This window comes from Streptomyces sp. JNUCC 64 (assembly GCF_054484115.1).
On the sequence record NZ_CM137015.1, the window covers coordinates 2,483,254 to 2,503,186 of the forward strand.

Here is a 19,933-nt window from a genome sequence, read left to right on the forward strand (position 1 = left end):
CAGGCAACCTCAACCGACCTGGACGCCCAGAACGCCCGGGACGTTTGGATGTCCGGGACGCCTGGGGCACCTGAGACATCTGGGGTACCTGGGCGCCCGCACCCGGGACGCCCGGGGTACCCCGAATCGCTCCAGGCCCCCTGTGGGCGTCCCCGTCGCGGACTCCCCTCAGGCGGCGCGGCGCCCGCCGCCTGAGCCCTCATCCGGAGCGGACCCGGCGGACAGCACACGCCGTACGTCCCCCGGACCCACCCCGTGATCGGAGAGGACCTCGGAGACCACCCCGGGGCGGACGGTCAGCGCCAGCAGCATGTGCTGGTCGCCGATCTCCCGCTCCCGACGCTCCAGCGCTCCCCGCAGGGCCCGCCGCAGTACGGCCTTCGCCTCAGGGGAGAACCGGGGCCCGGTGAACCAGCCCCGCTGACGGGACGGCGCGCCGGGCGCGGCGGCCCCGGGGTCCAGCGCCCCGGCACCATGGCCGCCCTCGACCTGTTCCACCACCTGTTCGAGGTCGATGCCCAGCCCGGCCAGCGCGTCGGAGTCGGCGCGGGACAGCCCGGCCCTGCGGCGCGCGTCGGAGAGCGCCCGCACCATGGACTCCCGTCGCCGGTCGGCGCCGAGCGCGACCAGGACGGCGGCGGCCGTACCGGAGTCCCGGTCCAGCAGGGCGAGCAACAGATGTTCCTCCCCCACGGTCCGCTCGCCCGCCCGCTCGGCGTGACCGACCGCGCCGGTCACGACGGCCCGCGCGTCCCCGGTGAACCGTTCGAACATCACTGCCTCCCGTGTTTCTTGTGGACCGCCTGACGACTGACCCCCAGCTCCGTGGCGATCTCCTGCCACGACCAGCCCTGCTGTCGTGCGCTGCGCACCTGCACGGCTTCCAGCCGTTCCAGCAGCTGCCGCAGCGCGACGACCGCCCGCAGTCCGATCCGGGGGTCACGATCACCGGCCCGCGCGGCGAGATCCGTTGCTTCGGTCATGCCTGTCAACGTACATTGACAGATGTCGACCGTCAACCAGAATTGACAAGCGCGGTCGAGGGGAGCGGGCGGGACGACGGCCGGCCATCGCCGCCGCCCCGCACCGTACGAGAGGCCCGGGGTGGGTCAGCCCTTCCGTCCCGGGGTCCGCTTCATCCCGTCGACGACGGCCCGCTTCAGGATCGCGCTGAGGTGGGTCACCTGCCCGGGCTTGATCACGGCGTCCTCCCCGGTGGCCGGCAGCACCTGGACCACGCGCTCGCCCAGGAAGACATGGGTCTTCTTGTCGAAGATCCACTCCTCCCGCTGACCGCTCGTCTTGTCCAGCCGGGCCACCGCCACCCCCTTCCGTCCGATGGCGTCCTCGACGTCCGGCACCACGACGACACCGGGGATCTTCTTGGCCGCGCGGAACAGCGCCGGGTAGAGCCGCGCCGGCGGATAGCTCTCGCCCAGGAGGTCGCCGATGGTGGTGAACGCCTGCTGGTGGGGCGTACGGCCCTGCCCCTCGGTCTCCTTGTAGATGAGGGCCAGCAGTTCGTCGGGGTCGGTGGTCAGACCGGCCAGGTAGTCGTACGAGGGGGCGTTCAGGCTGGCCTCGGGGATCTCGCCCCGCTCGTCGGGCAGGCTCAAGGTCTCCCCCTCGGGGCCCTCGTTGACGGCGGGGTCGATCAGCCAGCCCTTGGTGCCGTCGGCCGACTTCCAGATCTGCCGGCGGTGCAGCGGATGACTGCCCATGCTGGCCTCGCCCTCGACGACGCTCACATAGGCGTCGGCGACCTTGGACTCGATGTACACGTACTGGCCGGGCCGGACGTCCGAGTGCGGGGACCTGGCCGCGGCCAGGGAGACGCGGTCGAGCAGCTGCGGCACCCCCTCACTGGTCGCGGTGTCGATCCGGGTGGTCGGGAGGTGGACGGTGGCGACGCCCTTGCGGACCCCGCCGCCGTCGTTCAGCACGGTGCCCGCCACGACCACTCCGGCCACGACGGCCGCCGCCAAGGGAAGCGCGACCGCCGGGCGGAGCAGCCGGAGACGGCGCCCGCCCCGGTCCGTGTCCGCGTCCCGGGCGCCCCACGGACCCCACGTTCCCGAACCGCGCTCGCCGGGCCGCCCCACCGGGGCCTTCCGCTCGTGCTGGTCCTGCTCCACCTGCTGTTCTTCGATCCGGGCCATCAGACGCTCCTTGTGGAACTGGTGACGGCCCGTCGGCAGATCGCGCGCCGTCCGGGAGAGGAGCTGAGCCCCCTCCCGCCACTCGGCCGGATTGCGCCGCGGCGTGTTCGCGTTCATCGGTTTCCTCCCTGCACGGGCCGGATCACATGGGCGTGATCACCTCTTGTCTGTCGGACGGGACGGCCGCCTTCCCGTTTTCCGGGAACTTCCCCGGACTTCTTCCCGCCTCCGGCCGCGAACGGGCCGGTCCCGGCCGTGGCCCCGGAGGAGCGCATGCCGACGCCCGCGCCGGAGCCGGAGCCCGTGCCGGAACCGGGCCCGGCCGTGGTGGACCCGGCCCCGGCCCCGGAGCGGCGGCCCGGACCGTCCTCGACCAGCCCGCGCAGCTTGCGACGGGCCCGGGAGAGCCGGGAGGCGACGGTTCCCACCGGGATGCCGAGGGCCTCCGCCGCGCTCTCGTAGTCCAGCCCCTCCCCCAGGCAGAGGGCGACGACCTCGCGCTCCGGGCGGCGCAGCCGGGCGAGGGCGTGCAGCGCGTCGGCCAGCCGGACCCGGTCGTCGACGCGGGCGGCCACCTCGTCGGCGTGGTCGGGCACCGCCAGTTCGGCGGCCGCCGCGGCGTTCGCGGCGGCCCGGTAACGCCGGTTGCTGCGGTACTGGTTGCGCGCGGTGTTGGTGGCGATGCCCAGCAGCCACGGCCGTAGGGAGCCGCCTTCGGGCTCCACCCGGTCGCGCAGCCGCCACGCTTCCAGGAAGGTCGCGGCCATCACGTCCTCGGCCGTGGACCAGTCGGCGGTCAGCCGGAAGGCATGGTTGTAGACCGCGCGGGCGTAGCTGTCGAACAGCTCCGCGAACGCGGTCGCTTCCCCGGCCCGTACCCGGGTACGCAGATGAGTGCTCACACCTCTGAGCTGTCCGGCACCGCACCCCGTCTTCCCGTGACCCGCGCCACACCACGGAGGAACGGCCGTCCGTCCCGCACGGCCGTTCCCCGATCCGGTCCGGGTCCGACCTGGCCCTGTCCGGTCCGGGTCCGTCCCATTCCGTCCCGTCCCAGCTCAGTCCAGCCCGGCCCGGCCCGGCCCGGCAATCGAACGGTCGGGGACGACCGGCCGGACACTCAAACGGTCAGACGCTGGAACCGTCAGACGGTCAGCACGACCTTGCCGAACAGTTCGCCCCCCGCCATCCGCGCGAACCCCTCGCGGGCCCGGTCCAGCGGGAGCACCTCGTCGATCACCGGGCGCACCCCGGTGGCGGCGCAGAACGCGAGCAGGTCCTCCAGTTCGTCCTTGGAGCCCATGGTGGAACCCACGATCCGCAGTTCCAGGAAGAACACCCGGGTCAGTTCGGCGTGCGGGGGCGCGTCCCCGCTGGTCGCCCCGGAGATCACCAGCGTGCCGCCGGGTTTCAGCGACCGCACGGAGTGGGACCAGGTCGCGGCGCCCACGGTCTCGATCACCGCGTCCACCCGGCGCGGCAGCCGTTCGCCGGTCGGCAGCGCCTCCACCGCGCCGAGCTCCCGGGCCCGTCGCCGCTTGGCCTCGTCGCGGCTGGTGGCGAAGACCTGGAGCCCGGCCGCCTTCCCCAGCACGATCGCGGCGGTGGCGACCCCGCCCCCGGCGCCCTGGACCAGGACGGAGTCCCCGGGACGGACCCCGGCGTTGGTGAAGAGCATCCGGTACGCGGTGAGCCAGGCGGTCGGCAGACAGGCGGCCTCCTCGAAGGAGAGCCCGGGCGGCTTGGGCAGGACGTTCCACTCGGGGACGGAGACCTGTTCGGCGAAGGTGCCCTGGTACTTCTCGGTCAGCAGGGAGCGGCCCTCGCGGGGGCCGACGCCGTGTCCGGTCTGGCCGATGACGGAGTGCAGGACGACCTCGTTGCCGTCCCGGTCCACCCCGGCGGCGTCACAGCCGAGGATCATGGGCAGCCGGTCCTCGGGGAGGCCGACCCCGCGCAGCGACCACAGGTCGTGGTGGTTGAGGGAGGCGGCCCGGACGTCCACGGTGGTCCAGCCGTCCCGGGCGCGGGGGGCGGGCCGTTCCCCCAGTTCGAGCCCGTTCAGTGGGTGATCGCGGTCGATGCGTGCGGCGTAGGCGGCGAACATGCCCGCGACGATAGGGCCGATCACCGCCCGGTGGAACGCCCGCCCCGGGTGACACACGGCACCCGCCCCGACGGGCCCCGCCCGGGGCGGCGCCCTGTCCGCCGTCCCCGGACGCGCCGGTGGCCCGGCCCCGGGGCGGAACCCCGGGGCCGGGCCACTGTCGACGACCCCGCCGTGAAAGCGCGGAGGCCGGAAGTACGAAGATCACGGAAATCGCGAATGGTCGCACCAAAGATCACGGCACGCGACGACCGTGGTGAGCGTCTAGCGGCGGGCGACGCCCTCCGCGCGGGCGGCGGCGGCGACCGCGGCCGTCACCGCGGGGGCCACCCGCTCGTCGAACGGCGAGGGGATCACGTAGTCGGGGGCCAGCTCGTCCCCGACGACCGCCGCCAGCGCGTCGGCCGCGGCGATCTTCATGCCCTCGGTGATCCGGGAGGCCCGCACCTGGAGCGCCCCGGCGAAGATCCCGGGGAACGCCAGCACGTTGTTGATCTGGTTGGGGAAGTCGGAGCGCCCGGTGGCGACCACGGCCGCGTACTTGTGGGCGACCGTGGGGTGCACCTCGGGGTCCGGGTTCGCCATGGCGAAGACGAAGGAGCGCTCCGCCATCGACGCCACCGCCTCCTCCGGCACCGTGCCGCCGGAGACGCCGATGAACACGTCCGCCCCGGCCAGCGCGGCGCTGAGGCTGCCGCTCAGTCCGGCCTTGTTGGTGATCTCGGCCAGTTCCCGCTTGGCGGGGTTGAGGTCGTCCCGGTCCCGGCTGACGATGCCCTTGCGGTCGGCGACGGCGACGTCCCCGATGCCCGCTTCCAGCAGGAACTTGGCGATGGCCACCCCGGCGGCCCCGGCGCCGGAGATCACGGCGCGCAGCTCGCCGAGGGTGCGCCCGGTCAGCTTGGCCGCGTTGCGCAGCGCGGCGAGGGTGACGACGGCGGTGCCGTGCTGGTCGTCGTGGAAGACCGGGATGTCCAGCCGTTCCTGGAGCCTGCGCTCGATCTCGAAGCAGCGCGGCGCGGAGATGTCCTCCAGGTTCACGCCGCCGAAGGACGGGGCGAGCCGGACGACGGTCTCGATGATCTCGTCGGTGTCGGTGGTCGCGAGGGCGATCGGCACCGCGTCGACCCCGGCGAACTGCTTGAAGAGGATGGCCTTGCCCTCCATCACGGGCAGGGACGCCTCGGGGCCGATGTCACCGAGCCCGAGCACCGCGGTCCCGTCCGTCACCACGGCCACGACCTGCGACTTCCAGGTGTAGTCATGGACGAGGTCGGGCTGTTCGGCGATGGCGCTGCAGACCCGGGCGACGCCGGGCGTGTAGGCCAGGGAGAGCTCGTCCCGGTTCCGGACGGGGACGGTCGCCTGGACGGCCATCTTGCCGCCGCGGTGCAGGGCGAAGGCCGGGTCGAAGGAATCGAGGGGCTCCGTACCGCCCCCGTGGGCCCCGTCCGTCCGGTCGTGGACCGCGTCGGAGCCGAGGGTTCCGCTGTCACTGTCGCTGCGAGGATTGACGATCTCCGCTGCCACTTGTCTTACCCCTTAGTTCTTAACTTCCTGAGGGTGGCCGCTCCTGGTAGAGGAACGGGCGGGCACCGCGCCGGATCCGCTGTCCTCGGAGCACTGGGAGACCGGACTCCGAACACGCAGCCGCTGTAACGCACACGGACCTGACGCGACGGGCGCGCCGCACGCACGCCCTGAGCCCCTGATGAGGGGTGTAAAGAACCTTCATACCCGACGGACCGCTTGACGGACGAGTCGGAGACCTCACGGTGACGCGACTCATAGCCAAATATCGCGAAGGGGTGGACAGAACCACGAAACCGCACTAGGCACACCCAACGGCCGCCATAAACCAAACCGTGACGTCCGGGGTCGACCGAAGATCCTCCGGTCGAAACCAACTGGCCCCGCAGAAGGTCCGGTCGGGGATGTACCGGCCTGTCGGGGTTCGGGGCGACCCGTTATCCGATTTTGACATAGCGGGCGGGCTGTTTGACCAGGCACGAATGGCAAGATGCCGTAATCACACGTGGTCGCGACACCCGAAGGTGTGTGCCCGCCGACCACCGGCACCTCACCCACTCGCCGGAGGATTCACCATGACCGCACGCTCCACCCGTCGCTCGTTCGCCGCGAAGTCCGGGCAGTCACGGCTCGCCGCGTTCGGCGCGATCGCGGTCGCCGGCTCGCTGCTGCTGACCGGCTGCGGTGACCAGACCAAGGAGAAGCCGAAGGAGAAGGACGCGGGCGGCGGCCAGAGCGCCGCCGCCGCCCCTCTGGCCGACAAGCTCCCCAAGGCGATCCGGGACAAGGGTGAGATCAAGGTCGGTTCGGACATCGCCTACGCGCCGGTCGAGTTCAAGGACGAGTCCGGCGAGACCGCCGGCATCGACCCGGACATCGCCGACGCGCTCGGCAAGCAGCTCGGGGTGAAGTTCACGTTCGAGAACGGCACGTTCGACACCCTGATCACCGGTCTGCGCGCCAAGCGGTACGACATCGCGATGTCCGCGATGACGGACACCAAGGACCGTCAGAACGGCGTCGACGGCGACACCGGCAAGAAGGTCGGCGAGGGCGTCGACTTCGTCGACTACTTCAACGCGGGCGTCTCCATCTACACGCCCAAGGGCAAGACCCAGTCCATCGCGACCTGGGACGACCTGTGCGGCAAGAAGCTCGCCGTGCAGCGCGGCACGGTCTCCCACGACCTCGCCAAGGACCAGGCCAAGAAGTGCCCGTCGGGCGAGAAGCTGGCCATCGAGTCCTACGACACCGACGCCCAGGCCCAGACCCGGCTGCGCGCGGGCGGCGCGGACGCCGGTTCCTCGGACTTCCCGGTCGCGGCCTACGCGGTGAAGACCTCCGGCGGCGGCAAGGACTTCGAGCTGGTCGGCGAGCAGGTGGACGCCGCTCCGTACGGCATCGCCGTCGCCAAGGGCAACACCGAGCTGCGTGACGCGCTCAAGGCCGCGCTCGACGCCATCATCGCCAACGGCGAGTACGGCAAGATCGTGGCGAAGTGGGGCGTCGAGGAGGGCGCCGTCAAGGCGGCCGTGGTCAACGGCGGCAAGTGATCCGTACGCGCTGAAGGCGTCAAGGCCACCGAAAGGCAAGATCCGTGTCCCCTGACATCGGCAAGACGGGCGGCGGTTCCCCGACCGCGCCGTCCTCCCGGCCGGACGCCATCAAGGCGATCCCGGTGCGGCACTACGGGCGGTACGTCGCCGCCGTGATCGCCATCGCCCTGCTCGCGTCGATCGTCTACGCGTTCTCCCAGGGCAAGATCAACTGGGGCGCGGTCCCGGACTACTTCTTCGACGACCGCATCGTCAAGGGCGTGGGCAGCACCCTGCTGCTCACCGCGCTGTCCATGCTCATCGGCATCGTCGGCGGCGTGCTGCTCGCGGTGATGCGGCTGTCGAAGAACCCGGTGACCTCCTCCATCGCCTGGTTCTACATCTGGTTCTTCCGGGGCACCCCGGTCCTGGTCCAGCTGTTCGTCTGGTTCAACCTGGGCCTGGTCTTCGAGTACATCAACCTCGGCTTCGTCTACAAGGACTACTGGTCGAGCTTCATGACGCCGTTCCTGACGGCGCTGCTCGGCCTCGGCCTCAACGAGGCCGCCTACATGGCGGAGATCTGCCGGGCGGGTCTGCTGTCGGTGGACGAGGGGCAGACGGAGGCGTCCCACGCCCTCGGCATGAGCCACTCGAAGACCCTGCGCCGGATCGTCATCCCGCAGGCGATGCGGGTGATCGTGCCCCCGACGGGCAACGAGGTCATCAACATGTTGAAGACGACCTCACTGGTGTCGGCGGTCCAGTACTACGAACTACTCAAGTACGCCCAGGACATCGGTCAGACCTCGGGCTCCCCGGTGGAGATGCTCTTCCTCGCCGCCGCCTGGTACCTGATCATGACCTCGGTGCTGAGCGTCGGTCAGTTCTACGTCGAGCGGTACTACGCGCGCGGCTCCAGCCGTCAGCTGCCGCCCACGCCCTGGCAGAAGGTCAAGAGGAACGTGTTCTCCGTGTCCACCCGTAAGGGGGCCACCGCATGACCGCGATGGTGAAGGCCGAGGGCGTCCACAAGTCCTACGGCAACGTCGAGGTGCTCAAGGGCATCGACCTGGAGGTCGCGCGCGGCGAGGTGTTCTGCCTCATCGGCCCGTCCGGCTCCGGCAAGTCCACGTTCCTGCGCTGCATCAACCACCTGGAGAAGGTCAACGCCGGGCGGCTGTACGTGGACGGGGAACTCGTCGGCTACCGCCAGAAGGGCGACAAGCTGTACGAGCTGAAGGACAGCGAGGTCGCGCTGAAGCGGCGGGACATCGGCATGGTGTTCCAGCGCTTCAACCTGTTCCCGCACAAGACGGCGCTGGAGAACATCATGGAGGCGCCGGTCCAGGTCAAGGGCCAGTCCCGGGCCCAGGCCCGGGAGCGCGCCCGGGAGCTGCTGGCCCGGGTGGGCCTCGCCGACAAGGCGGGCAACTACCCGTCCCAGCTCTCCGGCGGCCAGCAGCAGCGGGTCGCGATCGCCCGGGCGCTCGCGATGGACCCCAAGCTGATGCTCTTCGACGAGCCGACCTCGGCGCTCGACCCGGAGCTGGTCGGCGACGTGCTGGACGTGATGCGGGACCTGGCCGAGTCGGGCATGACGATGGTCGTCGTCACCCATGAGATGGGCTTCGCCCGGGAGGTCGGCGACTCGCTGGTCTTCATGGACGGCGGTGTGGTCGTCGAATCCGGCGACCCGCGCGAGGTCCTGACGAACCCCCGGCACGAACGCACCAGGTCCTTCCTCTCCAAGGTCCTCTGACGCCCCGAAGGGGTGTGGGAACCACGCGGTTCCCACACCCCCTGGGCGGCGCGGGGCGCTGTCCGCGAGCCACCGCAGGTCCGTCCGGGCTGGTCGCGCCGTTCCCCGCGCCCCTTTCGGGGCGCCTCTCCCAGGTCTTCCTCCGCGGGCACGTCGTGGTTGTTCGCGCCGTTCCCCGCGCCCCTCACGGGGCCTCGCCATGGTCCCTGGGCCTCGACGCGGTCCGGGGCTTACGGACGGACCACCCGGAGCCCCCCGTCAGGGGCGCGGGGAACGGCGCGAGCGACCACGACCAGCCCGCACCCGACCCACGGACCCCGGACGCCCCAAAGGGGCGCGGGGAACGGCGCGACCAGCCCACGACGGACCCGCAGGCCACCACGGACAGCCAGCCGCCCAAGGGGCGCGGGGAACTGCGCGAGCGACCACGACGGCCCCGCACCGGCCGACGAAGAGGCCCCCGCACCCACCACCCGCCCCGAAGCCAGAAGAGAGCCCCGCCCTACCGAAGGGCGAGGACCATCGCATCGGAGGGCGAGGCCCAGACCCCCCGCGCCTCCGCGAACCCCGCTCCCCGGAGCGCCCCCACGTGCCAGCCGAGCGAGGGCGTGTCCCCCTCCGCGTGCTCCCCGTAGATCTCGAACCGCCGCGCGGTCGCCTCCGCCAGCGCGGGATCCTCCCCGGCCAGCGCCCACCAGTCGGCCCAGTCCAGCGCCCCCGCCTCCCGTTCCCGGTCACGCCGGGAACGGCGCAGCACGCCTTCGGCCGCGTTGATCCGGGGGGTGTCCCCGTCGACCATGTGGTCGGCGTTCATGAACACCCCGCCGTCCCGGACGACCCCGGCGAGCCGTCCGTACAGGGCCTCCAGGGGGTCCCGTCGCAGCCAGTGCAGCGCGGTCGCCGTGAGCACGGCGTCGTAGGAGTCGTGGGGCAGCGCCTTGACCCAGCCGGGGTCGGTGAGGTCGGCGGTGACGAAGGAGACCCGGTCGTCGCCCGCGAAGGTGCCCTCGGCGATCAGCAGCAGCGCCGGATCGAGATCGACGCCGGTACTTGTCGCGTTGGGGAACCTCCGGAGCAGTCGATCCGTAATACTCCCCGTACCGCACGCGAGGTCCAGCACCCGGGGTTCGGGCCCGACGACCGCCTCGACCATGTCCAGCATGATCCGGAACCGCTCCTCGCGGTCCGGCATGTACCACTCCTGCTGACGGTCCCAGCTCCGCTGCCAGGCCCGCCAGTCGGTTCCGGTCGTGGTTCCGGTCATGTCGTCCCGTCCCTTCCCTCGCCGCGGCCGTGAGGAGCGCGATCCGATGAACGTAATACCCTTGAACGGTGAGCACTCATTACCCACCGTACGCACCCGACGATAGACGGCGCCCGTAAGGACTACAAGTGGAACTCGCCTATTACGCAGATTACGCCGTACGCCTGGTCAACAGCGAGGAGCCGGACCGGGGTCTGGACGCGCTCACCTCGGTCGAGGCCGTACGGGACCTGTTCGGCGCCAACCGGTCCGCCGCCCGGCGGACCACCGACGGCGACGTCACCCGGCTGCGCTCGGTGCGGGGCCGGCTGCGCGCGGTCTTCGAGGCGGCGGACGGCGGGGACGAGACGCTCGCGGTGGACCTGCTGAACTCGCTGCTGCTGGAGTTCCCGGTGAGCCCGCAGATCTCCGGACACGACCAGCGCGACGACGACGGCCGTCCGCTGTGGCACATGCACCTGGCCGACCACCCCACCAACGCGACGGCCGCCTACGCCGCCATCGCCTCGATGGGCCTGGCCGTCCACCTCACCGAGTACGGCGTGGACCGCCTCGGGCTGTGCGAGGCGGCCCCGTGCCGCAACGCCTATCTGGACACCTCCACCAACCGGTCCCGCCGCTACTGCTCGGACCGCTGCGCGACCCGCGCCAACGTGGCCGCCTACCGGGCCCGCAAACGTCTGGAGGCCGAGCGCGCCGGAACCGGCCGCACCGCGGTGAGCGCCCAGGAGAGCGCCCCCGCCCGGGGCTGACCGGGTGGCCGGGTCCTCGGGCGGTACCGTCCGAGGACCCGGCCCAGGACGAACTCCTCGGGCACCACCCCGTACACCGTGCTGTCCCCGCCCGCCGCCGGATTGTCCGCGAGGACCCACCAGCCGCCGCCGCGCCGCTCCACCGCCCGCTTCACGACGAGCAGGTCCTGCTGGAACGGATGGCGCAGCACGACCACCTGCCCCGGCCGCACCCGGGCGCCGTAGCGGACCAGCAACCGGTCCCCGTGGTACAGCGTCGGCACCATCGAGGGCCCCTCGACCTCGGCCACCCCGAACGGCGCGGTGGTCTGTGGTCCCTGTCCCGCCTCCGGCATCGGATGCCTCCCGTCCGCTCGCCCGTCCGTCATGTCGTCATGTCCCGCGTCCCCGGTTTCCCGGCGCTCCGCCGGACGGTCCGGGGGCGCCCCTCCGAGGGCCGCAGGGCCGCCCGTACTTTCGTCCTAGGCCCCGGGGCCGCTCGCGAAAAGCCCTCCCTCACGGAGTAATCTCCCACCTGAGAAGACGATCACGAGGAAGGACGGCTCCATGCTCTCCCGAGTATTCGCCCCCCGGGTCAAGGTCAGCGCGCACTGCGACCTGCCCTGCGGTGTGTACGACCCCGCCCAGGCCCGCATCGAGGCCGAGTCGGTCAAGGCCGTGCAGGACAAGATGGCCGCCAACGACGACCCGCACTTCCAGGCCCGCGCCACGGTCATCAAGGAGCAGCGCGCGGAACTGGCCAAGCACCATGTGTCGGTCCTGTGGAGCGACTACTTCAAGCCGCCGCACTTCGAGAAGTACCCCGAGCTGCACCAGCTGGTCAACGACGCCCTCAAGGCCCTGTCGGCCGCGAAGGCGTCCACCGACCCGGCGACCGGCCAGAAGGCCCTGGACTACATCGCCCAGGTCGACAAGATCTTCTGGGAGACCAAGCAGGGCTGAGGCCCGCCGGGCCGACGCGCCCGCGAAGACGCGCGTGAGGGGTCCGGTCTCCGGTGGAGACCGGACCCCTCACCCGTACCGGCCCTTCAGGCCCCGGCGGCGTCCCGCCACATCGGCCACACCGTCGGGCCGTCCGGCAGTTCCAGGACCGGGTCGAGGACCCGGAAGCCCAGCCGCCGGTACAGCTCGCGGCTGCGGGCGCTGCTGGCCTCCAGGTACGCGGCGGTGCCCTCACGGTCGCAGCGCTCCAGGGCGGAGCTGATCAGGGTGCCCCCCAGCCCCTCGCCCTGGCGGTCCGGGTCCACGGCGATCAGCCACAGGTACTCGTGGGCCGCGTGGGTGGGGTGGAACTCCGTGGTCAGCCTGGCGAACCGCTCGATCCGCTCGTTGGCGGGGTCGATCGCCTCCCGCAGCCGCGCGGGACCGTCCTCGTCCTCCTCGTGGCCGCCCTCGGGCATGGTCAGCCAGAGCGCGACGGCGGACTCGTCCTCGACGAGGTCGACCCGGCCGGTCGCCAGGACGATGTCCAGCAGACCGCCCATCATCAGATCGTGCTTGCGGTCGAAGTCACCCGGCTCCGGGAACAGCCAGGTGCTGACCGGATCGCCCCGGAACGCCGCGCTGAGCAGCCGGACCACCGTCTCCCGGTCCGCTTCCCCCGCCGTCCTGATTCCCACACTCATACGTCTGCCGCCTCCCATACAACTTCCGTACCGGAAGCCCTCATTGAACCCCACACGCCTCGACGGCCCCGCACCCGGGCGGACCGGACGGTACGGACGGCGGACGGGGGTCCCCCGAGTGGCGGGGACCGGAACGGACGGGAGACGAGAGGGGAAACGGACGGAGGGGGAACGGGGCGGGAAGCGGTCCCGGGACCGTGGTCCCGGGACCAGTCACCAGCACCCCGACCAGGCACCGCCACCGCCACCCGCAGCGCCACCGCCCCCCGCACCGGCACCGGCACCGGCACCGGCACCGGCACCCGATCGGATCAGGCGGACCTACGGGTGACGAACTCGGCCAGGGCCAGCAGCTCCCCGGCCGCCTCCGGCCCCGGCAGCGCCCCCGCCAGCGCCCGGACCGCCCGGGCCATCCGGTCGGCGGCCTGCCGCTGCGCCCAGTCCCGTCCCCCGGCGGCCTCGATCGCGCTCACCACCCGCTCCAGACCGGCCGCCGGATCGCCCTCGTCCGGGGCCACCGCGTACAGCCCGGCCAGTTCGGCGCCCGCGGCGGTGCCCGAGCCGAGCGCGGCCACCACCGGCAGGGACTTCTTGCGGACCAGGAGATCGGCCCCCGCCGGCTTGCCGGTCCGCCGGGGATCGCCCCAGACGCCGATGACGTCGTCGATCAGCTGGAACGCGAGCCCGGCCTGCCGTCCGAACGAGTCCAGCGCGGCCACCCGCTCCTCCCCGGCCCCCGCGTACAGCGCGCCGACCGCGCAGGCGCACCCGAGGAGCGCCCCGGTCTTGGCCTCCGCCATGGCCAGGCAGTCCGCCAGGGTCACCTCGTCGGGGGCCAGCCCCTCCATGGCGGTGTCGGTCTGCTGACCCGCGCAGAGTTCGACGACGCACGCGGCCAGCCGGGCCGACGCCCGCGCGGCGGCCGGGTGCGGGTCCTCGGCGAGGAGGAGCTGCGCGGCGGCGCACAGGGCGTCCCCCGCCAGGATGGCGTCCGGGATCCCGAACGCCTTCCACACGGTGGGCCGGTGCCGACGGGTGACGTCCCGGTCCATCACGTCGTCGTGGAGCAGGGTGAAGTTGTGCGTCAGCTCCACCGCCGCCGCGGCCCGGACGGCGTCCTCGGGCCGTCCGCCGAACGCCCGCACCGCGGCGAGGACCAGGGCGGGCCGGATGGCCTTGCCCCCGTTGCCCTCGGTGGGGACGCCGTCCGCGTCCTCCCAGCCGAAGTGGTAGCGCGCGACCCGGCCCAGCTGCCCGGGCAGGGTGTCGACCGCCCGGCGCAGCTCCGGCCCGACGCTCGCTCGCGCGCCGTCGAGCAGCGCCAGCGCCTCGGCGTCCGCGTCCTGTGGCGCCCCGGGCGCGGGCCCCGGGACCGCCGGAACGCGTTCGGGCACGGGCCCGCCGGGCGGCACGGCGAGGGCGTGGGCGCTGCTCCCGGGCTCCGGGCCGGTGTAGCTCACCGCCAGCGGCCGATCTCGACGTTCTCCAGGATGCCGAGCGCGTCCGGCACCAGCACCGCGGCCGAGTAGTACGTGGTGACCAGGTACGAGACGATCGCCTTCTCGTCGATGCCCATGAACCGGACGGAGAGGCTGGGTTCGATCTCGTCCGGGATGCCCGGCTGGTGGAGTCCGACGACGCCCCCGTCGTCCTCGCCGGTGCGCATGCAGATGATGGAGGTGGTCCGGGCCTCGGTGACCGGGATCTTGTCGCAGGGGAAGATCGGCACCCCGCGCCAGGTCGGGATCCGGACGCCGGAGACCTCGACGGTGTCCGGGACCAGTCCGCGTCTGCTGCACTCGCGGCCGAAGGCGGCGATGGCGCCCGGATGGGCGAGGAAGAGCTTCGACCCGCGCCTGCGGCTGAGGAGTTCGTCCAGGTCGTCGGGGGTGGGGGCGCCGTCGTGGGGCTGGACGCGCTGCTCGTAGGCGCAGTTGTGGAGCAGCCCGAACTCCCGGTTGTTGACCATCTCGTGCTCCTGGCGCTCCTTGAGCGCCTCCACCGTGAGCCTGAGCTGGTGTTCGGTCTGGTTCATGGGCCGGCTGTAGAGGTCGGCGACCCGGCTGTGGACGCGCAGGATCGTCTGGGCCGCGCTCAGTTCGTACTCGCGGGGCGACAGTTCGTAGTCGACGAAGGTGCCCGGCAGCGGGGCCTCGCCGACGTGACCGGCGGAGAGTTCGATCTCCCGTTCGCCGTAGCGGTTGGCGCGGTGCCCGGGGGCGGCCCGCAGGGCGTCGAGGTGGGCGCGGAGCGACGGACTGCGGTCGGCGACCTCCTGGAACGCCGCGTGGGGCAGGACGAGGACCGTGCAGTCGGTGGCGGCGCGGGCGGTGTACTCCCAGATGGCGTCCGCGTCGGAGAGCGCCCGCTCGCCGAAGTACGCGCCGTCCGCGAGCACGTCCAGGACGGCGTCGTCCCCGTAGGGCCCGGTGCCGATCCTCTCGACCCGGCCGTGGGCCAGCAGGAACACCTCGCCGGACGGGTTGCCGAAGGAGGTCAGCAGCTCCCCGGGGGCGTACCGGCGCTGCTCGCAGCGGTCGGCGAGTTCGGCCAGGACCCCCTCGTCCGGGTACTCCCGCAGCAGGGGCAGTTCCCCCAGCTCGGCGGGGATGACCCGGACGCTGTCACCGGTCTGCACGAAGGTGACCCGGCCGTCCCCGACCGCGTAGGTCAGCCGCCGGTTGACGCGGTACGCGCCGCCCTGCACGGCGACCCACGGCAGCGTCCGCAGCAGCCAGCGCGAGCTGATCTCCTGCATCTGCGGGGCCGTCTTGGTCGTGGTGGCCAGATTCCGCGCGGCCGCGGTGCCGAGGCTCCGCTGCGGCCGCTCCGTGCGGATCCCCTCGCCTGCCGACATGCTCGTTCGCCCTCCCGTGTACGTGCGCTGAACTGCGGGGCAGAGCCTTCCAGTACCGACCGTCCCGGTGCCATCACACAAAAGAGCGGGATTGGGAGCCGCCGTTCGGGTCGCTCCTCGATATGTGATGAATCGTTTCTACGATTCATCCGCCGCCGCGCGTTCCCTCGCCCGTTCGTAGGCCCCTCACCCGTTCGAGTGAGGGCGGCCGATCGGCGGAGGGGCCGGGAACTCGAAGATCCCGCCGCGCGTTCACCGGATGCGCGCACCACACGACACGAGCAGGACGACGAAGAGCACCACGAGCCGCCGGAGGGCGGCACGACGAACGGGAGTGGTACACGATGGCGGGTTTCCTCGACCGTGCCCGGGAGCAGGTCCAGCAGGGGCTCACCCAGGGCAAGCAGAAGCTCGACGAGGTGCAGGCACAGCGGGCCGGAGCCGATCTGCTGAAGCGGGTCGGCGCGGCGTACTACGCGGAGCGGCGGGGCAGCGGCTCCCCCGAGGCCACCCAGCGCGCCGTCCAGGAGCTGGAGCAGCACATCGCGGTGCACGGGGACGGGGTGCTGCGGCACTGACGGGACACACCCGGTCGCGGCCTCCAGTCCGGCCCCGGCCCCGGTCCTTTCCCGGCCCCGGTCCAGCCCCGGTCGCGGGTCCGGACCCGGTCGCGGTCGCGGTCGCGGTCGCGGTCCGACGGTGGCCCGGCACCCCGCCGTCCGGCGGGTCGGCGTCGTGGTCCCGGGCGCCCGGGACCACCGGCCCGGTCCTGACCGGCCGTCCGACGGGGCTCGGTGCTGGGCGGGGACGGGCGGACGTACCGGCGGGTCCCCGGCCGTGGAGCGGGCGGGCCGTGTGACCGGGTGGGGCCCGACGGCTCCCTCCGGCAAGGGTGAGAATGGGCGCATGACGGGTCGGACACGGACATGAGCGCGCGGACGGGAGTCGGGGACCTCGGGGCCCGGCTGCCCTCTCCGCTGCGGGAGGTGCGGGACGAACGGTTCCTCGCCCATGGCGTCCGGCTCGCGCTGAAACGGGACGACCTGATCCATCCCGACCTGGTGGGCAACAAGTGGCGCAAGCTCGCGCCCAACCTCGCCGCGGCGGGCACCCGCACGGTCGTCACCTTCGGCGGCGCCTACTCCAACCACCTCCGGGCCACCGCCGCCGCCGGACGGCTCCTCGGGCTGTCCACCATCGGGATCGTGCGCGGCGACGAACTCGCGGACCGGCCGCTGAACCCCTCACTGGCCCGGTGCGCGGCCGACGGCATGGGGCTGCGGTTCGTCGACCGGACGTCCTACCGCCTGCTGACCGCGTCCCCGGCCCCCGAGGCGGTCGCGGCGCTCCTGACCGGCCCGGACTCCGTCGCCGGGACCGGTCCCGGCGAGGTGTACGTCGTCCCCGAGGGCGGCAGCAACGCGTCCGCCGTCCGGGGCTGCGTCCCACTGGGCCGGGAGCTGCGCGGCCTGGCGGACGTCGTCGCGGTGGCCTGCGGTACCGGGGGCACGCTCGCCGGGCTCGCGGCGGGACTCGCCCCGGGGCAGCGGGCGCTCGGCATACCCGTGGTGGGCGGCGGTTTCCTCGCGGAGGCGACGGCCCGGCTCCAGCACGAGGCGTTCGGCGGCCCCCGGGGCGACTGGTGGCTGGACGAGCGCTTCCACGGCGGCGGGTACGCCCGGGTGCCGTCCTCCGTGCACGCCTTCGCCGAGGACTTCGAACAGCGGCACGGGCTCCCCGTGGAACGCCTCTACGTGGCCAAGCTGCTCCGGGCGCTGCTCACCCTCACCGAGGAGGGGGCGTTCCCGGCGGGCACCCGGCTGACCGCCGTGGTCACCGGCCGCCCCGGCCCCGAGACGACGGCCTCCCGGAGCACCCCGGCACCGTCCTGACCGTCCCGCGGGCGGCCCTGGGACCTTGACACTCTGACAACCTCGGACGACGTCCGGGCGGGAACAGCCGGACCCGGCACCCGTCCCGGCCGGGGAGGGTTCATTCCGCCTCCTCCTCCCGGTACGCCGCCGCCTCCTCCAGGTCCAGCCTGCGCAGCAGGGTCCGCATCAGCTCGTCGTCGATCACCCGGGCGTCCCGCAACCGGACGAAGACGTCCCGCTCGGCGGCGATCATCTCCCGGGTCAGTCTGCGGTAGGTGTCGTCCACGGACTCGCCGGTGACCGGGTTCGGGGTGCCGAGCCGCTCCCAGACGGCGTTGCGGCGGCGCTCCAGGGCCAGTCTCAGCCGCTCCACCAAGGGTTCGGGCAGCGTGTTGCGCGGATCCCCGAGGAGTTCCGCGAGGCGCTCGTCGGCGGCCCGCGAGGCGGCGTTCTGGGCCTGGGCCTCGGCGAGCGTCCTGGCCCGCCCGTCCCGGCCGGGCAGCCGCAGCGCCCGGATCAGGGCGGGCAGGGTGAGGCCCTGGACGACGAGCGTGCCGATCACGGTGGTGAAGGTCAGGAAGAGGATCAGGTTGCGGGCCGGGAACGGTCCCCCGTCGTGCACCGTCAACGGGATGGAGAACGCGATCGCCAGCGACACCACCCCGCGCATCCCGGCCCAGCTCACCACCAGCGGGCGGCGCCAGTCGGTGTCGGACTCCCAGCTCCGGATCCGGGGCGAGAGCCACAACGGGAGGTAGGTCGCGGGGTAGCACCACACGAACCGGACCACCACCACGAGCACGAACAGCGCGCAGGCGTACCAGGCCGCGTCGGCGCCGCTCACCGGGCCGAGTCCCCGCAGCACCACCGGGAGCTGCAACCCGATCAGCGCGAACACCGCCGACTCCAGGACGAACGACACCATCCGCCAGACGGCGGCCTCCTGAAGGCGGGTCTCGAAGTCGACCTGCCAGGCCCGGTGCCCCAGGTAGAGGGCGACCACCACCACGGCGAGCACCCCGGAGGCGCCGACCTGTTCGGCCGCCGCGTACGCGACGAACGGAATGAGCAGCGAAAGGGTGTTCTGGAGCAGCGCCTCCCGCAGATGGGTGCGCAGCCAGTGCAGCGGGATCATCAGCACCAGCCCGACGCCGACCCCGCCGACCGCCGCGACCAGGAACTCCCGGACGCCGCCCGCCCAGCTCATTCCCTCCCCCACGGCGGCGGCCAGCGCCACCCGGAAGGCGGTGATGGCGGTGGCGTCGTTCACCAGCGACTCGCCCTGGAGGATGGTGGTGATCCGGGCGGGCAGCCCGACCTTCCGGGCGACGGCGGTCGCGGCCACCGCGTCGGGCGGCGCGATCACCGCGCCCAGCACCAGCGCGGCCGTCAACGGCAGCCCCGGCACCAGCAGATGCGCGAGCCAGCCCACCGCGACCGTCGCGAACAGGACGTAGCCCACGGACAGCAACGCCACCGGGCGGACGTTGGCCCGCAGATCGAGGTACGAGCTCTCCAGGGCCGCGAGGTGCAGCAACGGCGGCAGCAGCAGGGGCAGCACGAAGTGCGGATCGAGGGTGAACTCCGGGACCCCCGGCAGGTACCCGGCGAGCAGTCCGACCGCCACCAGCGCCAGTGGCGGCGGCACCGGGGTGCGGCGGGCCGCCCCCGCGACGGCGGTGCTCGCCGCGACCAGTCCGATCACCGACAGCGCGTCCATCACGGCTCCCTCTCGTCTCCACCCGGCACCGGCACCGGCACCGGCTCGTCAGCGCCGACGACGGCCGTCCCCACCGGCGGGCACGCACCGGCGGACACCGGCCCGCGCCACCGACGGCCGCCGGGCCGCACCCCGACGGTCGCGCCCCGCCGGGCCTGACCGGGTCCGACCGGGCCGGACCGGGCCGGACACCGTTCGGCAGCCGCGCGTACCCACCCGGTACGGCCCGCCCGGCATGGCACGGCCCGCCCGGCATGGCACGGCCCGCCCGGCCCGGCACACGACGCTCCGGCACGGCCCGGGCGCGACACCGTGCCGGAGCGCGCCCGCGCGGGCCCGGCGGCGTACCGCGCGGATCAGTAACCTGGCCATCATGAAGGAGTGCGCGCACGTTTCCGCGCTGCCCGAGCCGGAGCCGGAGCCCCTGAGTGAGACCTGCCTCGACTGCGCGGCCGCCGGGACGGACCCGGTGCAGTTGCGGATGTGCCTGGAGTGCGGCCATGTGGGGTGCTGCGACTCCTCGCCGCTGCGGCACGCCACCGGGCACCACGAGGAGACCGGGCACCCCGTCATGCGGACGTTCGAGCCCGGGGAGGACTGGCGCTGGTGCTTCGTGGACTGCGTCGTCGTCTGACCGGCTGACCGGCACCGCCACCCGCCGACCGCCATCCCCGCGCCCCGGCCGTCCGGGCGGCGCGGGCCCGGCCCGGGCCCGCGACCAGGACGGTTCGACGGCCGGAGGCATGGG

The 19,933-nt window shown here is 72.9% G+C and carries 19 protein-coding genes and 1 pseudogene; 8 read left to right on the top strand and 12 right to left on the bottom strand.

Annotated elements, in window-relative coordinates; all coding sequences use genetic code 11:
- Positions 1–168 precede the first annotated feature (168 nt).
- From ACVWNX_RS09860 to ACVWNX_RS09885, 6 genes are all read right to left on the bottom strand, one after another.
- Positions 169–774, bottom strand: coding sequence for a Clp protease N-terminal domain-containing protein (locus tag ACVWNX_RS09860; RefSeq protein ID WP_454413522.1), 606 nt, complete (start codon positions 772–774; stop codon positions 169–171).
- Entirely contained in the window at positions 774–983 is a 210-nt protein-coding gene (locus tag ACVWNX_RS09865) for a helix-turn-helix domain-containing protein (RefSeq protein WP_454413523.1), read from the bottom strand. The genes ACVWNX_RS09860 and ACVWNX_RS09865 overlap by 1 nt, the downstream gene beginning before the upstream one ends.
- 126 nt (positions 984–1,109) lie before the next feature.
- Positions 1,110–2,276, bottom strand: a complete 1,167-nt coding sequence (locus ACVWNX_RS09870) for a CU044_5270 family protein (protein WP_454413524.1) — start codon at positions 2,274–2,276, stop codon at positions 1,110–1,112.
- On the bottom strand, positions 2,273–3,061 hold the full coding sequence (locus ACVWNX_RS09875) for an RNA polymerase sigma factor (protein ID WP_454413525.1): 789 nt from the start codon (positions 3,059–3,061) through the stop codon (positions 2,273–2,275). Before ACVWNX_RS09875 ends, ACVWNX_RS09870 begins: the two co-directional genes overlap by 4 nt.
- Before the next feature lie 242 nt (positions 3,062–3,303).
- Positions 3,304–4,266, bottom strand: a complete 963-nt coding sequence (locus tag ACVWNX_RS09880) for a zinc-binding dehydrogenase (RefSeq protein WP_454413526.1) — start codon at positions 4,264–4,266, stop codon at positions 3,304–3,306.
- Positions 4,267–4,530: 264 nt separating this feature from the next.
- Positions 4,531–5,796 (bottom strand): NAD(P)-dependent malic enzyme, encoded by a 1,266-nt coding sequence (locus ACVWNX_RS09885; protein WP_454413527.1) that lies wholly within the window; start codon positions 5,794–5,796, stop codon positions 4,531–4,533.
- Positions 5,797–6,371: 575 nt separating this feature from the next.
- Here ACVWNX_RS09885 and ACVWNX_RS09890 point away from each other — a divergent pair.
- From ACVWNX_RS09890 to ACVWNX_RS09900, 3 genes are read left to right on the top strand one after another with little or no spacing between them, the layout of a single operon-like run.
- Positions 6,372–7,349: an ABC transporter substrate-binding protein gene (locus ACVWNX_RS09890; protein ID WP_454413528.1), complete on the top strand. Its 978-nt coding sequence runs from the start codon at positions 6,372–6,374 to the stop codon at positions 7,347–7,349.
- A 44-nt stretch (positions 7,350–7,393) separates the two neighbouring features.
- Positions 7,394–8,335, top strand: coding sequence for an amino acid ABC transporter permease (locus ACVWNX_RS09895; RefSeq protein ID WP_454413529.1), 942 nt, complete (start codon positions 7,394–7,396; stop codon positions 8,333–8,335).
- Positions 8,332–9,093: an amino acid ABC transporter ATP-binding protein gene (locus ACVWNX_RS09900; protein ID WP_454413530.1), complete on the top strand. Its 762-nt coding sequence runs from the start codon at positions 8,332–8,334 to the stop codon at positions 9,091–9,093. The genes ACVWNX_RS09895 and ACVWNX_RS09900 overlap by 4 nt, the downstream gene beginning before the upstream one ends.
- Positions 9,094–9,595: 502 nt before the next feature.
- Here ACVWNX_RS09900 and ACVWNX_RS09905 read toward each other — a convergent pair.
- Positions 9,596–10,357 (bottom strand): class I SAM-dependent methyltransferase, encoded by a 762-nt coding sequence (locus ACVWNX_RS09905; RefSeq protein WP_454413531.1) that lies wholly within the window; start codon positions 10,355–10,357, stop codon positions 9,596–9,598.
- 128 nt (positions 10,358–10,485) lie between these two features.
- Here ACVWNX_RS09905 and ACVWNX_RS09910 point away from each other — a divergent pair, with 128 nt between their 5' ends.
- Entirely contained in the window at positions 10,486–11,109 is a 624-nt protein-coding gene (locus tag ACVWNX_RS09910) for a CGNR zinc finger domain-containing protein (RefSeq protein ID WP_454413532.1), read from the top strand.
- Here ACVWNX_RS09910 and sodX read toward each other — a convergent pair.
- Positions 11,019–11,480, bottom strand: a pseudogene (gene sodX, locus ACVWNX_RS09915) (nickel-type superoxide dismutase maturation protease); the annotation flags it as partial. The gene ACVWNX_RS09910 and the pseudogene sodX overlap by 91 nt on opposite strands.
- Positions 11,481–11,655: 175 nt before the next feature.
- Here sodX and sodN point away from each other — a divergent pair.
- Complete coding sequence (gene sodN, locus ACVWNX_RS09920) at positions 11,656–12,051, top strand: superoxide dismutase, Ni (protein WP_454413533.1); 396 nt, start codon at positions 11,656–11,658, stop codon at positions 12,049–12,051.
- 86 nt (positions 12,052–12,137) lie between these two features.
- On the opposite strand, the gene ACVWNX_RS09925 is transcribed toward sodN, so the two are convergent.
- From ACVWNX_RS09925 to ACVWNX_RS09935, 3 genes are all read right to left on the bottom strand, one after another.
- Positions 12,138–12,734 carry a GNAT family N-acetyltransferase gene (locus ACVWNX_RS09925; protein ID WP_454413534.1) on the bottom strand — a complete coding sequence of 199 codons (597 nt, stop codon included), beginning with the start codon at positions 12,732–12,734 and terminating at the stop codon, positions 12,138–12,140.
- A 311-nt stretch (positions 12,735–13,045) separates the two neighbouring features.
- Positions 13,046–14,194, bottom strand: a complete 1,149-nt coding sequence (locus tag ACVWNX_RS09930; protein WP_454413535.1) for a family 2 encapsulin nanocompartment cargo protein polyprenyl transferase — start codon at positions 14,192–14,194, stop codon at positions 13,046–13,048.
- Positions 14,191–15,591 carry a family 2B encapsulin nanocompartment shell protein gene (locus ACVWNX_RS09935; RefSeq protein ID WP_454413536.1) on the bottom strand — a complete coding sequence of 467 codons (1,401 nt, stop codon included), beginning with the start codon at positions 15,589–15,591 and terminating at the stop codon, positions 14,191–14,193. Before ACVWNX_RS09935 ends, ACVWNX_RS09930 begins: the two co-directional genes overlap by 4 nt.
- Positions 15,592–15,935: 344 nt before the next feature.
- On the opposite strand from ACVWNX_RS09935, the gene ACVWNX_RS09940 reads away from it, so the two are divergent.
- Positions 15,936–16,169 carry a hypothetical protein gene (locus ACVWNX_RS09940; RefSeq protein WP_454413537.1) on the top strand — a complete coding sequence of 78 codons (234 nt, stop codon included), beginning with the start codon at positions 15,936–15,938 and terminating at the stop codon, positions 16,167–16,169.
- Positions 16,170–16,517: 348 nt separating this feature from the next.
- The gene (locus tag ACVWNX_RS09945) at positions 16,518–17,483 is read left to right on the top strand and encodes a 1-aminocyclopropane-1-carboxylate deaminase/D-cysteine desulfhydrase (protein ID WP_454413538.1); all 966 of its coding nucleotides are present in this window, start codon (positions 16,518–16,520) and stop codon (positions 17,481–17,483) included.
- A gap of 100 nt (positions 17,484–17,583) precedes the next feature.
- On the opposite strand, the gene ACVWNX_RS09950 is transcribed toward ACVWNX_RS09945, so the two are convergent.
- A complete protein-coding gene (locus tag ACVWNX_RS09950; RefSeq protein ID WP_454413539.1) occupies positions 17,584–19,185 on the bottom strand; it encodes a Na+/H+ antiporter in 1,602 nt (533 codons plus the stop codon).
- A gap of 373 nt (positions 19,186–19,558) precedes the next feature.
- Between ACVWNX_RS09950 and ACVWNX_RS09955 the strand changes: the two genes are divergently transcribed.
- On the top strand, positions 19,559–19,819 hold the full coding sequence (locus ACVWNX_RS09955; protein WP_454413540.1) for a UBP-type zinc finger domain-containing protein: 261 nt from the start codon (positions 19,559–19,561) through the stop codon (positions 19,817–19,819).
- Positions 19,820–19,933 lie beyond the last annotated feature (114 nt).

Coding starts and splice junctions, on each gene's coding strand:
- ACVWNX_RS09880 (WP_454413526.1), bottom strand. CDS start 4,266: ATGTTCGCCGCCTACGCCGCACGCATCGACCGCGATCACCCACTGAAC.
- ACVWNX_RS09870 (WP_454413524.1), bottom strand. CDS start 2,276: ATGAACGCGAACACGCCGCGGCGCAATCCGGCCGAGTGGCGGGAGGGG.
- ACVWNX_RS09950 (WP_454413539.1), bottom strand. CDS start 19,185: ATGGACGCGCTGTCGGTGATCGGACTGGTCGCGGCGAGCACCGCCGTC.
- ACVWNX_RS09935 (WP_454413536.1), bottom strand. CDS start 15,591: ATGTCGGCAGGCGAGGGGATCCGCACGGAGCGGCCGCAGCGGAGCCTC.
- ACVWNX_RS09955 (WP_454413540.1), top strand. CDS start 19,559: ATGAAGGAGTGCGCGCACGTTTCCGCGCTGCCCGAGCCGGAGCCGGAG.
- ACVWNX_RS09860 (WP_454413522.1), bottom strand. CDS start 774: ATGTTCGAACGGTTCACCGGGGACGCGCGGGCCGTCGTGACCGGCGCG.
- ACVWNX_RS09900 (WP_454413530.1), top strand. CDS start 8,332: ATGACCGCGATGGTGAAGGCCGAGGGCGTCCACAAGTCCTACGGCAAC.
- ACVWNX_RS09890 (WP_454413528.1), top strand. CDS start 6,372: ATGACCGCACGCTCCACCCGTCGCTCGTTCGCCGCGAAGTCCGGGCAG.
- ACVWNX_RS09925 (WP_454413534.1), bottom strand. CDS start 12,734: ATGAGTGTGGGAATCAGGACGGCGGGGGAAGCGGACCGGGAGACGGTG.
- ACVWNX_RS09940 (WP_454413537.1), top strand. CDS start 15,936: ATGGCGGGTTTCCTCGACCGTGCCCGGGAGCAGGTCCAGCAGGGGCTC.
- sodN (WP_454413533.1), top strand. CDS start 11,656: ATGCTCTCCCGAGTATTCGCCCCCCGGGTCAAGGTCAGCGCGCACTGC.
- ACVWNX_RS09865 (WP_454413523.1), bottom strand. CDS start 983: ATGACCGAAGCAACGGATCTCGCCGCGCGGGCCGGTGATCGTGACCCC.
- ACVWNX_RS09945 (WP_454413538.1), top strand. CDS start 16,518: ATGAGCGCGCGGACGGGAGTCGGGGACCTCGGGGCCCGGCTGCCCTCT.
- ACVWNX_RS09905 (WP_454413531.1), bottom strand. CDS start 10,357: ATGACCGGAACCACGACCGGAACCGACTGGCGGGCCTGGCAGCGGAGC.